The organism is Vibrio inusitatus (assembly GCA_024346935.1).
GTDB classification, from domain to species: Bacteria; Pseudomonadota; Gammaproteobacteria; order Enterobacterales; family Vibrionaceae; genus Vibrio; species Vibrio inusitatus.
In genome coordinates, this window is sequence record AP024879.1 from 395,664 (window position 1) to 409,219 (window position 13,556).

Below are 13,556 nucleotides of genomic sequence, written 5' to 3' on the forward strand. Positions count from 1 at the left end.
ATGTTTAAATTTTTTCATCCTCTGGAAAGTACCAAGCGAAAAAGAAAGTCACTGGTAGACAGTAAGACAACGCCAAAGCTGTTTAAGCGACTGTTAGAGAGTCCAACACCTGAGGTAGATACACTACACAATGATTTGGATTACATTATTCTGGATCTTGAAACCACCGGCTTAGACAGCGAGAACGATCTCATCTTGTCGATAGGGTGGGTGGTGTTATCTAAGAGAAAGATCGATTTGACCAGTGCGTGTCATTTTTACATCAATCAAGAGTCTCAGGTAAAGCCTGAAACCGCCATAATTAACCACATCACACCTCAAATGCTCGATGAAGGGGTGTCGATACACGATGCGATGCGAGCATTTTACGATGCGGCTTTAGGCAAAGTAATTGTGGCTCATGGCTGTGTGATCGAGACAAACTTTATCAATCAGTATCTGCATAGCAACTATCATGTGTGGAATTTACCATTGATTTGGTTAGATACACTGTGTCTTGAGAAAAAAATGGCCAAAGCGCGCAATGATGTTGAGGATGTCGATCTCACGCTATCAGGTACTCGGGTTCGTTATAATCTACCAGAATATAATGGGCACAATGCATTAAGTGATGCATTAGCGACGGCAGAACTGCTGATGGCTCAGGCGAAACGCCTTGAACCGAATCATGATATAAAGTTTGGTTATCTGTATAAACTGGGTAATTAGAGCTTTAAAAAAGCGCTAAATTCTAGAGATAGACCTGATTTTAGGAAAGAAGAAAGCCAGCATTATGCTGGCTTTTTTGTTACTAGATATCTAGCTGAATCAAATTCGGGAGTTTGATATTAGAAGCTGTAAGTTAGACCTACACGGCTACGTAGTTCACGAGTAGCGCTTGTTGAACTTGTGTTCACATCGCCGAATTCTACGTATGGGTACCAGTCACCGAACGCACGGCCGGCTGTTAGGTTTAGCTCGTAGTTCTCTTCAGAGTTGTCGTAGATGTTGTAACCATCAGCGTTGTAGTAGTTAGCTTCGAAGCCAAATTTCCAATCTGCAACAGAGTAGTTTACGTTACCAGTAATACGGTGACGGTTTTCAGTACTTGTACCGTCGCTGTACGTTTTGATATCGTAACGGTAACGAGCACTTAAGCTAAGGCCGTCAACGCTTTCTAAAGCGTACGTAGCACGTAGTTGAGGCTTGTATGTCATACCACTTGAACGGCCTTCGATTGGCATACCTGGTTGAATTGTCCAGTTAGTGCCGTCAATTTTGTAACGGTAGCCTAGGTCTAATTCCCAGCCGTTGTTTTGAAGGTCTTGCATAAAGTCGCCGTCAGCGCCTTTAAATTTAAGTTCACCACTAAAGTAGAAGTTACCGATGCTATCACCCATTTTAACGCGGGTAGAGTGCTGTTCAGTATGGCTCTTGTATTCGTGACGAATGTTAAGATTAGCAGCGCTTACTGAAGTAGCCGCGACAGTAGTAAGTAGAGCAAGAGTAACTTTATTTAAAGCTTTCATGGATAACCCTTATGAGTCATTTGTTGGTGTTAATGTATGACAAATATATTAAGGGTGTTGGAGGTTTTATGCATGTGACGCTCGTCACTTTAAGTGTGAGTTTTAGGTTTTATGGTTTTTTACCTGATGATTTGCAGCCTATAAGTGGCTGATATTGTTGGTTTTGAATATTTTCAATTTAGTTCCATAAAAAAATCTGAGCAAGTTAGAAACGTGCAGCATATCTTGTGCGATTGATATTTATTAATAATACAAATGAAATTACATATGCACGGAAGGTGATCAAACTCACAAGTAATTGTAACTGAAGGTACTGTGACTAAGTAAGTACACCGTAGTTGCAGTAGGGGAACAGAGATTAAGTCTATGTAATTGAGTTGGTTTCTTTCAATAGATATCAAAAATTAGGCGATAAACGCACTATCGCCTAATCAATACACTGGGCTTATGGTTTAAAAGCTGTAGGTAATACCAACTCGTGTTCGAAGTTGGCGGTCGTCTGTTTTAGAGCCATCTTTACCTTTGATGTTCCAAAACTCTACATAAGGACGGAAGTTATCTACTTTATAACCCACTTTAAAACCAAGGTCCCAATCCCAGTTTTCATTGTTAGCTAGACGAACGTCATCGTAGTTGTGGTTGTAGTTAGCCTCATAGCTTAACTGAAGGTTTTTCCAAGCTTCATCTGAGAATTTGTAAGACCCCGTTAGAGTGATCTTACCTTGTTGGATAGTTTTTCCTGCTCTTTCGATGCTACCCCCGTCAGATGAACTTGTGTTGGAAGCACTATCTGTAAATGTTTGAAACTCATGACGATAACGTAGGGCTGTTGTTAAACCAAAGTCCGCTTTGTATCCGACACGTAATTGAGGCTTGTAGGTCGTTTTATTATCACCAAAAGTAATCGGCATACCAGGCTGGACATACCAGTTTTTATCTAGGGTATACGCTACACCCCAATCGAACTCTGAGTCACCACGCTCTACTTGATTAAAGAAATCTGACTTGTCTTCGCTGTTAAACTTTTGTTCAACGCTAAAGTAAAGCTTCGCGGGATCTGCAATCTTAACTGAAGAACCAATCTTTATACGATGTGCAAATTCTTCACTTTCATGCTTGTACTCACCACGGTAGTCCAGAGAACCCGCATTTACAGATGCCGCTGCTACAGTAGTAAGTAGTGCGATTGTAACTTTATTCATTGCTTTCATTGGTTATTTACCTTTGCTTACGTTTGGCAATAAGTCGTAATGTATGACAAGTATCTTAAGTATTTGCAGTGATGTCTGATGTGACCTGGATCTCTATGAAGAGCGTATTTATAATTTTTTTGCGTTTGAATATGCACTGAAACTAGTTGCAACTCAGGTTTTTAAAGGCGTCTAGAAGTTCATTTTATTTTTCTAAAATAGTCGGTACGACGTTCTATTGAGCGGTGATGGCGGTGCTGTTATATATTTTTATAATACAAATGATAGGAGGGTGTGATCTAGTTAAAAGAAAAGCAGGTTCTACTTGTTAAACAAACCTTCTAGCATTAGTGCAGTAGTTCTTGAACTAGTCTAACTTACCCATTGTCAGTAGTGTGATGTTATGAATGGTGTCTCTTATCAATGGGGGGGCAAATAAAAAGAAAAAAGCCACAGCGAATAGCTATGGCTTTGGAAGTAAATGTATTGGTTACCAATTATGCGTTAGTTTAACTTTTATTCTAGAATGTTCTCTTTACCAGATGCTGTATTTACGGCGCTTGGTTGTGCATATATTGCTGTGTTTCTGATGTCAGAAGTGTTTTCTGCTGAAAGCAGTGTTTTGTATCCAATAAACGTATTGCTTTCTATCGTTACATTACAAGTAAGATTGTCTTCACTTGGTTTGATAATAGCGCTGCTTGAGTCTCCGACTTTAATTCCACCTACGTCACTACCTCCGGCATTAATAGTGAATGTGTTATTGGTAATTGCTGAACCAAATCGGCCGTTGTCACTACTACAGTTAATCCGAATGGCATTGTTTTGGAAACTACCACTCAAACCGACAAATTCACTATCATCTAAAGTAAAGTAACCACGTGAGAATAACCAACTAGCTTTTTTGGTACCTAGATCATCTTCAGTAATATCGTTTGCATCAAATTTAAGATTTTCGAGAACTACTGGGTCAGAGTCTTTACCAATTTTTCCGATTACTATTGCACCAGTTTCGTTATCTGAAGTCCCCGCAGACTCTCTACCGAAACAGCCAGCTAGATTAGTATTTGCAAATGTAATACCTTTGATTGCTGCTCCCGCAGCAGTAACATCGATACACGCATCACCAATGACTGTTGCTAGACCAGCTCCGTCAAGTGTAACTGCTTTATTTAATTCAATAACACCAGTATTAAATGTGCCACTAGCTGACAGACCGATAATGTCGCCGTCTTGGGCTGAGGCGATTGCCGCGTTTACTTCTTCTACTGTTGTCGGCTTCCCATCAGTGGCATTTTCCAAAGCTGTAATGACGTCTTCATCTTCAATCTCTGTCGCAGAGTAAGTGGTTGCAACGCCATCTTTAGTACAAGACATATCTAGTTCGCTATTCGCTACAGTATAGGTACATTGATTACCATCAAAGGATACTGAGCCTTCTTCGTCTGCAGAATATGAAGAGCTTTCGAAAGTGTAGCCATTAGCTACATCACCTGTGTAGATGCTAAGAGCACGAGTACCTTCTTCATCGTTAGCAAAAAGATAAGGTTGCGTTCCACTTAAAGATAAAGCAGTTGTGTCACTGACCATATCCCAGTAAACGTTTTCAATAGAGTAAACTTCAGATGGTGGTGGCGTTACCTCTGGTGGTGGGGTTATTTCATTATTTTCATCACCAATATCAAAATCACAGCCGAACAAAAATGCACTGGAAATAGCTACCGCAATAGCAGTTTTTGAAGCTTTCATAATTTTCTCTCTTTTATTTCTCGTTATGACTTAGCTGAGTGAAGCTTTAGTGTTCCGCTAAGCAACCATTATTATTTTGTTTGTTGATTAGAACGAGTATGCAACACCTATACGAGTTCTAAGTTGACGGTCGTCGCTTGTAGAACCGGCCCCCTTAACATTCCAAAATTCCATGTATGGGCGGATGTCGCCAAATTGGTAACCGATGATTGCACCTAGGTCCCAGTTTTCATTAGTGTTGTTGTAAAGGCGAACATCATCGTAGTTGTGCATATAGTTTGCTTCATAGCTTAAACGGAGGTTCTTTAAGGATTCTTGTGAAAAACGGTACGATCCTGTCAACGTCCACTTGCCTTCTTGGAATGTTTTACCTGCAGAAGCAACGCTAGTGCCATCAACTAAAGTACGGTTACCGTTGCTGTCGCTGCTAGAGTATTCTCTAAATTCGTGACGATAACGAAGTGCGGTAGTTAGACCAAAACTCGATTTATAACCAACACGTAGTTGTGGTTTATAAGTTGTGCGCTCATTACCAAAGGTAACTGGCATACCTGGTTGAATGTACCATTGCTTGTTTATATCGTAGCGAATACCCCAATCAAACTCGGAATCACCACGTGTCATTTCATTCCAAAAATCAGTTGCATCGCTACTGTTGAATTTTTGTTCAACGCCAAAGTAAAGTTTTGTGTTATCAGCAATAGTAACTGAATCGCCAATCTTGATACGTTGTGCGTAAGTTTTCTCATCGTGCTTGTATTCTGCACGGTAGTTAAGAGAACCTGCGCTAACTGAGCCTGCAAGTAGAGAGGCTACTACTGCCAATGCGATTTTATTGTTTTTCATGTAATTTTACTTTCCTTAGCGTTGCTTATCTTGACTTAATGTATGACAAATAGATTAAGTGGTGTTGTCAAAACTTGCATGTGACCGGCATCACTTCAAAGGTCAGTTTTATATTTTTTGTTGTAATAGGCTGTTACACGGGTCATTAAGCGTCTGTTTTAACTCGGTTTTAATTTCCGTGCTGAAAGTTTTTAATAGACCGAGTTGGCTCTGGAAGTGTGCAATATGTCATTCTTTATTTATGAATATTGATAATTAAAATGGAAGCATACACTTTTGAACCGTGATCTATTTCACGCATGTGAATTTCCGAGGAGGATGGCTTTTTAGAGGAATAGGTAGGCAACTGAGCAGGCTAGGCTAATTAACAAAAAGAAAAGCGGCCTAAGGCCGCTTAAAGGTGTTTTTTAATAGTGAAAGTTACTCACTATTGATGAGTAATTTTTATCTCACTGAAGCTTACGTCAAAGATTTGACCTGAAAGAGATGTGCTTGGCTCTATTTGCGGGTATATGCCGGCTTTGAAGTAAAAACTATTGGAGCTATGTGCCCAATTTGGATCTAGTGCATAGCCTGTATTTTCAATCTTTTCTCCCCAGGCAAAAGATTTGCTCACTCCTGCAGCCTCTAATACAATCCCTTCTTCGTTCACTTCTATATTGTATCGCCAGTTTGTGTTTGCATCTGCCTTGCCTAGGTCTACGCTGAATGATTTGCAATAGCTACAAGATTGATCATCAGGCAGAAAGGTATTGTTCAAGATTGCCCTGATTGGTTTATTTCCACCTTCCCACTGTAATTTAATAAGGGCTTGTTTGATTTTATAACCATGGACTTGTCCAACGATCACTTTCGGATCGTTACCTGATATGTTCGGGTAATCTTCAATCTGCAACTGTGCTTGGAGTTGATGGTTTGAGTTGTCTTCCACTTTCCAGTTTTGAGTTGACGAAGAGCAGACACTAGAAGCGTTATAGTTATAGAGTTCTCTTAACTCAGAACGTGCATACTTAGTGTTAGTAGTGGTAGCTATCCCAGCGTCACCTAAATCTACAATAAAATGAACATCATTATTATCTGCAACATAAAAATAGGGTAGGGACGTCTCCAATGAAAAAATATCCTTGCCACTGCATTTATTCGGAAGTAACTCCGCAGCACTGTCGCGACTATTTAGACCTGAGCTAACACCCAAGTGCTCTTTATAATATGACTCACTAACAGGAATTGTGATTTTCCATTGTTCAATGCTCCAACCATCTCCTGGTTCAGTACTATCTGGTGGGGTAGATGGATTACTAGGATTTTCAGGGTTTGATGGAGTTGACGGTGAATTACTTCCACCTGAGTCAGAGTTACAGCCAACCAACAATATAGAAAGTAGACTGACAGCAAGTATGTTCTTTTTCATATTTGAATGTGCCAAGTTGTAGTTTGTCCAATTTGTACATTGAAAAATTGGTTTAAACCCTAAAAGCCATAGCATTTATGCTATGGCTTGAGGTCATGTAGTTCTGTTATTGTTTGAAGATTTACTCTTGAACAATCGCGTTGTATCCGCTCTTGTCGTATTCAGTGGTGCTTGGATCAGCACCTAAGTCTGTTCCTAACGCGAAACCTTCGAAGTCGTCCATGTGCAGCGCAGTCTTGCCAGCCGTATCTGAGTAGAGAGCTAGGTTATCAAGATCAATAGTGTGACCATTGGTGATTGTATCCGAATTACCTGTACCAACTTGAACCGCAACGTATCGTGTAGAAACGTTGGCTTGTGTTATTCTGCGCTCATATTCACCGATCAAGTTGCCATTAACGTAGAGATTGTAATTATTACCTGAATTAGTATCCCAATCTACGCTCAGTTTATTCCAATCACTAGCATTAATCGTTGTCCCTGTTTCCGTCCACGTGTCTGATGTTGCTGGTCGGTGATAGACTCTGCCATCTTCCCTAAGGCGAACAGATATGATTTGTCCTACGTCTTTTAATTGATCATCAACGCCGAAGACTGTAAATACTGCACTTTGATCAGAAGGGTTCTTGATGTAAACAGATGCCTTGCCTTGCTCATGAATACGCTCACTTGTTCCTAAAGAGTAGCGAAGTTCACCAGCGTCATTCACCTCGTCATTGTCATCATGAAGGGCAACATATTTGCCTGCTGGCATGTCAACTGCTCCGTCGTTGTTATCTTCGTCTGGATTGTTTTCACCACCAAGACTAATAACCATTACATCTTCAGCACGGTTATAACGAACACCGTTCAAATCATGACCGTTACCATAGCCTGCATCAAAGTCATCTTCGAAAATCAATTCATTTTCTGATTCGTTGCCTTGATAAATCTTAAAGTTGTCAGCTAGCATTTCATGGTTTGATTTTCCGCTATTGTCACCAACTTTTAATGTAATGTTCTCTACTGGGTTAGTGCTTGCAACATCAAAAGGACCGTATTCTTGATCATTGATTGTAAAACTGAAGGAATCAGTGGTCCAAGTGGCTTTAACTTTCAGTTCTTCACCTTCAGTGTATGTGCCACCAGCGTCAGTCAAACCAGATGCCGGATCACGATACTTAACTTTACCACCACCAAGTACTACTTCACCACGAAGTCCAGAGTTACTAGCATCGGCTGTGTGAATCTGAATGTATGCATTTTCAGTTTCTGGACGCCCATCTTCACGAACACCATCTTGGTAAGTCAAATCTACAGTCAAGAAGCCTTCAGGGATATTATCTACTGCAGTGTCTGATTTGCTTTCAGATAGTTTTACACGTAATTGACCTGACCCTTGGACAAAGTTATCTTGAATCTGTACAAAGTAGTTAGCACCAGGAACGATCTCGTCACCACCACCAGTACCACCACCAGTATCTCCACCACCAGTGCCACCACCAGTTGCGCTATTCTCACTACCTACATCAAAGTCACAACCAAACAAAAATGCACTTGAAAGTGCTACTGCGATTGCTGTTTTAGAAACTTTCATATTTTTCTCTCTTTTAATTCATTGCTTTGGCTAGACGGAATAAATGTCATTTTTCGCTGTCTAGCCATTTCTGTATCTATAAATTGATAATTACTTAGAACGAGTAAGAAACGCCTACACGAGTTCTCAACTGACGGTCGTCTGAAGTAGAGCCTGAGCCTTTAACGTTCCAAAATTCCATGTATGGACGGATGTTGCCGAACTGGTAGCCAATGATGCCGCCAATATCCCAGTTTTCGTTGGTGTTGTTGTAAAGGCGAACATCATCGTAGTTGTGCATGTAGTTTGCTTCATAGCTTAGGCGAAGGTTCTTCAAAGATGCTTGTGAAAAACGGTATGAACCTGTCAGCGTCCATTTACCCTCTTGGAAGGTTTTACCTGCTGACGCGACACTAGTGCCATCAACTAAAGTACGGTTGCCGTTGCTATCGCTATCTGAATACTCTCTGAATTCATGGCGGTAACGAAGTGCAGTTGTTAGACCAAAGCTAGATCTGTAACCAACACGTAGTTGTGGTTTATAAGTTGTGCGCTCGTTACCAAAAGTGATTGGCATGCCTGGTTGGAAATACCACTGTTTGTTTAGATCGTAACGAATTCCCCAATCGAACTCAGAATCACCACGTGTCATTTGGTTCCAAAAGTCTGTTGTATCGCTGCTTTGGAATTTTTGTTCAACGCTAAAGTAAAGTTTTGTCTTATCTGCAATATTCACAGATTCGCCGATTTTGATACGTTGAGCGTAGGTTTCTTCGTCGTGTTTGTATTCTGCACGGTAGTTAAGAGAACCTGCGCTAACTGAGCCTGCGAATAGGGATGCGACCACTGCTAATGCGATTTTATTATTTTTCATGGAATTTCACTTTCCTTGGGATGTCTTTGTAATTGACTTAATGTATGACAATTAGTTTATGGAAATGAAACGTTGGAAACTGTGACGAAAGTACAGATTATTATTTAGACATCCAACTTCTAAAAAAAAATGAGAGCGAGATCTCCTAAAAACTCACGCTTCTGACCAAAAAACGGCCTGACTTCATGTTTTTTTATTAGGGTTTATCTTCTGTTTTATATGATTAATTGGGTTGTTATGCCATTGGTGGCACTATACTTGGAGGTATTGACTGCTCAATGAAAGCGGAAAGCATATGAATGTGTTATTAGTGCATCTAGTGGAGTATTTTACCGCTTACTTTAGGTCTTTTTATACCAAACCTAACTGTTTAATTTGGTAGACCATTATGGCGATAGCTTTGATGTGTTTATTGTTTAAACTCGCAATAAATAGCATTTAACCGTAACATTTACTTACAAAAAACTCGGCTATTTGTAATACAAATTAAGGGATATTGATAGGCTATACCCCATTATCGATCTTGATGAGATTTAAGTGTACAGGGGTCTGAGTTCAGTTTGAGAATCAGTGAAGTATAGATATCTAGATAGAGAAAGGTTTTCTAAGTGAGAGCAAGAAGGCTAGATATGGCGTAGATCCCTGTTAGCACGGCCTACACCCTAATACATGAGCTTAGACTTTCAATTCTGGCGGATAGTTTAAGTACTCAAGTGTTATTACGTAGGTAATTAGAGATGCTGAATTAATAATTACTTCCAATGCAAGCCTTGCGGTGTAAGCAAGTGTTACTAGATTATTAGGCTTTAAAAACCGACGTAGGCTGATAAACCGGCTTGTAGTTTTATAAAAGCTGAATGTTTAATATCAATAAAGGCTAAATGTTTCTGTTTTTCAATGTAGGAGGGCAGCCTTCACACTCATTGTCTAAGATGCACAGTTCGTAAAGTTTATTTGTTTCTTAAAGAGACTATTGAACGGGTAGATGGCAATTGTGGGCGTAGGATTTTTGTTTAGGTATAAAACTATTGGCTTCAAACGAAACACGAGTTTTTATTGTCTGTAAATAGCTAAAGTTTCGAGTGGATGTAGATATTTATTTTATCCGACCAAGCTGAAATTTAGGAGCTGATGGTGTTAGTTTACAGCGAGGGGTTGCCATCATTAACGAGCTATAAAGCGTGTAGGGTCATGTTGACCTCGACGTGAAAGTGTTAGTGGTAGTTCAATTATCTTATGTAATAAAAAAGCCATAGCTAATTGCTATGGCTTAGGTTTTAGATTATGCCAATGATTTAGAATAATTCTGAATCTAGGTCGTCAAAATATGTATAAGTACCGGTTGTTTTACCATCACCATTGTAAACTGCGAACAAAGTTGGCGCACCTGTATCATTTTCGGCTACTAGATCGTACTCAACCTCAGAGTCTACATATGAAGTAAACTCTTCACCGTTAATCGTTACAGTAATCGCGGTATCTACCCAAGCAACAGTTACATCAACCCAAGTATCTTGTTCATAATTAGCTAATGCTTTTTGAGAGCCTGATTGGTTCCTAAATTTAACTTCTGAAGAACCAAAAGCAATTTCAGTGAATCTAGCGCTGGAAGAAGCACTTTCAGACGTACCTAAGAACAAATAAGAAGATTTAACATACCCGTCAGCTGGGATGTAAACAGAAGTAGACACTGAACCACTACTAGCGGCACCACCTTTAAAGTATCTTGAAACAACAGGTTTAGTACCTGTGTCTATGTTGTTACCATTATTATCTTCCAGATATAATGAGTTCGAACCAGATTTCGCGACTACATCGCTGATTGATGCAATGTTGTTAGTCGAACCATCTACTTGATTAACAATATAGTCACTATTTGCGGCATCGATTTGAGTACCAATAGTGTATGAATCAAAATTATCAGTGATTTCACCTGGTGCTGGTGGATCAACAGGGTCTGCAGGCTCTTCTGGAGTATTACCAACTACAACTGCTTCAGAACTGTTGTTGTTATATGGTTTGCTATTAAGTATGGTACCTACGCTATAACTATCGAAGTTGTCTTCAAAGATCAAAGCTTCTGAACCACTGTCATTTGAATACACTTTTAGATTATCTGCAAGAACTTCATAATTGTTAGTACTTCCGTTGTCACCAAGACGTATTGCAACGATTTCTACAGGTGCGTTTTCTGGAATTTCATTGGCAGTGTAAGAGTGCTCTACATCATTAACTTTGAAGTTAAAGACGCCATCGTCCCAATTAGCTTCGATGCTTAGATCTTCACCCTCTTCATAAGTACCAACAATTTCAACTAATGCTTTATTGTTGTCACGATATTTAATTTTTCCAGCTTCTAAAGCAATTTCACCATGAAGGTTTGTAGTAGAAGTACCTGAAGCATACAACGAGATATAAGCATTCTTGCTGTTAGCATCTCCAATTGAATCTTCATCTTCTTGATAGACAAGATCTACGGTTACTTTTCCAGAGGTAATAGGTTCAAAATCATTATCCGCTAGTTTTAGCCTTAGCTCACCAGTATCAGTATCTGATGTATCAATAATCTGCACATAGTTATTAAAACCAGCATCAGCATTCGCGGCATCTACGGCTGCTTTAATATCAGCATTACTTGTATCATCAGCACCGATAAGAACGCCTTCCGAAGCAGTATCTACAGTGAACACGCCGTTATCTACAGTATATGTGCCTGAAACTTCACTACCAGTACCTGCTTCATCGTAGTACGTGAAGGTAATTTCACCTGCTTCAGCATCGTCTGTATATGGAGTCAGTTTTATTTCGTAGGTGTTAGGAGTAGCGTCATCGTCATAATACTTTAGGTTTGTACCATCGAAGACATACACATTTGGAAGGCCAATTGCCTGAGTTGAAGCACCTGACGCGTCTTCAAAGTTCCATAGTGGACCAATTACTTCTGAAGTAGGAGTTGTTGGTTCACTACCACCACCACTACTATCCTCTCCAACATCAAAGTCACAACCGAACAAGAATGTTGCTGATATCGCTACTGCGATTGCTGATTTAGAAATTTCCATATAACTACTCTCTTTTCACGTTAGTAATAGAACGAGTGACTCCTTGTTACTCGTTCTTATTGTGTTTATTTAGGTCTTATTAGAATGCGTATTTTAGGCCAAGACGTGTTCTTAGCTGACGGTTGTCTTCTGCTGAAGATCCTTGGTCAACTGTCCAGAATTCCATGTAAGGTTGGAAGTTATCGACTTGGTAACCAACCTTAATACCTAGATCCCATTCCCAATCGTTACCGTCTGCTTTACGTTCGTTTTCGTAACTCTTGTTGTAGTTAGCTTCGTAGCTAAGTTTTAAGTTTTTTAAGCTCTCTTGAGAGAACTTATAAGAACCCGTTAGAGTCCACTTACCTTGTTGAATTGTTTTGTCAGCACGGTCTACTTTGTTGCCGTCAGTATCGGTGAATGTGCCGCCTTCACTGTTGTAGTCTTGGAACTCATGACGGTAACGAAGCGCTGTAGTCAAACCAAAATCTGCTTTATAACCTACGCGAAGTTGAGGTTTGTAAGTGGTTTTTGTTTCAGCAAAGGTAATTGGCATACCTGGTTGTATGTACCAATTATTATTAATTTTGTATTGAACGCCCCAATCAAACTCTGAATCACCGCGAGAGGTGTTGTTCCAGAAATCTACTGAACCGTCGTCATTCGACTCACTTTGCCACTTTTGCTCGACGCTAAAGTAAAGCTTTGCTTCGTCAGATAACTTTGTGCTTGAACCGATCTTTGCACGGTGAGCCCATTTTTCATCATCGTGTTTGTATTCTGTGCGGTAATCAAGGGAACCAGCGTTTACTGCGCCTGCAAAAAGTGTAGCTACCACAGCTAATGCAATTTTATTGTTTTTCATTGGGAGTTTTACCTTTAATACCTGTTTCGGCATTTGAGTTAATGTATGACAAATAGTTTATGGTAACACTTCGTTACAAACTGTGACGTATGTACAATTTGATGCTTAGACTTGTAATGCATAAAAAAAAGTTTGGGCGAGATCTCAAATCTAACCAAGTAATGGCCAAAAAGTGTGCGTTTGATTTGTTTGTTTCACGATTATCAGCTTAAATTTTGCGTTTATTTATGCTTTTAGTGTCTTTTCTTGAGAAAAAATGGAGTTATAAAATTTATTTCAACCATATTTTGTATCCATTTATTTCTAAATGTAATGCTGATTTACAGGTTTGTAGGTGGAAATTGATACGAAAACTGTTGACTGTTGGGATGTCTAATTAAGGTTTTTTGATGGTGTTGCGTTGTATTGGTCAGGCTATAAACAATACAAATGCTGTATATATTCCGATGTTATTCATCAAGTTTAATAATACAAGAGGGCGTCAGGGTGGGTTTTTGAACGGAAATACTCGGTGTTT

The 13,556-nt window shown here is 39.6% G+C and carries 10 protein-coding genes; 1 reads left to right on the forward strand and 9 read right to left on the reverse strand.

Going from position 1 to position 13,556, the window contains the following annotated elements:
* Positions 1-708, forward strand: coding sequence for a 3'-5' exonuclease (locus tag OCU48_RS14865; protein WP_141344592.1), 708 nt, complete (start codon positions 1-3; stop codon positions 706-708).
* A 119-nt stretch (positions 709-827) separates the two neighbouring features.
* Here OCU48_RS14865 and OCU48_RS14870 read toward each other — a convergent pair whose 3' ends face one another.
* The 9 genes from OCU48_RS14870 to OCU48_RS14910 all read right to left on the reverse strand — a co-directional run bounded on the left by OCU48_RS14870 (position 828) and on the right by OCU48_RS14910 (position 13,039).
* Entirely contained in the window at positions 828-1,508 is a 681-nt protein-coding gene (locus OCU48_RS14870; protein WP_141344593.1) for an oligogalacturonate-specific porin KdgM family protein, read from the reverse strand.
* 452 nt (positions 1,509-1,960) lie between these two features.
* Complete coding sequence (locus OCU48_RS14875) at positions 1,961-2,719, reverse strand: oligogalacturonate-specific porin KdgM family protein (RefSeq protein WP_141344594.1); 759 nt, start codon at positions 2,717-2,719, stop codon at positions 1,961-1,963.
* Between the two features lie 495 nt (positions 2,720-3,214).
* Positions 3,215-4,447, reverse strand: a complete 1,233-nt coding sequence (locus OCU48_RS14880; protein ID WP_141344595.1) for a right-handed parallel beta-helix repeat-containing protein — start codon at positions 4,445-4,447, stop codon at positions 3,215-3,217.
* Positions 4,448-4,534: 87 nt separating this feature from the next.
* The gene (locus OCU48_RS14885) at positions 4,535-5,293 is read right to left on the reverse strand and encodes an oligogalacturonate-specific porin KdgM family protein (protein ID WP_141344596.1); all 759 of its coding nucleotides are present in this window, start codon (positions 5,291-5,293) and stop codon (positions 4,535-4,537) included.
* A gap of 427 nt (positions 5,294-5,720) precedes the next feature.
* Positions 5,721-6,704, reverse strand: coding sequence for a polysaccharide lyase family 7 protein (locus OCU48_RS14890; protein ID WP_141344597.1), 984 nt, complete (start codon positions 6,702-6,704; stop codon positions 5,721-5,723).
* A gap of 121 nt (positions 6,705-6,825) precedes the next feature.
* Positions 6,826-8,280, reverse strand: a complete 1,455-nt coding sequence (locus OCU48_RS14895) for a hypothetical protein (RefSeq protein ID WP_141344598.1) — start codon at positions 8,278-8,280, stop codon at positions 6,826-6,828.
* A 94-nt stretch (positions 8,281-8,374) separates the two neighbouring features.
* Positions 8,375-9,133: an oligogalacturonate-specific porin KdgM family protein gene (locus tag OCU48_RS14900; protein WP_141344599.1), complete on the reverse strand. Its 759-nt coding sequence runs from the start codon at positions 9,131-9,133 to the stop codon at positions 8,375-8,377.
* A gap of 1,295 nt (positions 9,134-10,428) precedes the next feature.
* A complete protein-coding gene (locus OCU48_RS14905) occupies positions 10,429-12,195 on the reverse strand; it encodes a hypothetical protein (protein WP_141344600.1) in 1,767 nt (588 codons plus the stop codon).
* 79 nt (positions 12,196-12,274) lie between these two features.
* The gene (locus OCU48_RS14910; RefSeq protein ID WP_141344601.1) at positions 12,275-13,039 is read right to left on the reverse strand and encodes an oligogalacturonate-specific porin KdgM family protein; all 765 of its coding nucleotides are present in this window, start codon (positions 13,037-13,039) and stop codon (positions 12,275-12,277) included.
* Positions 13,040-13,556 lie beyond the last annotated feature (517 nt).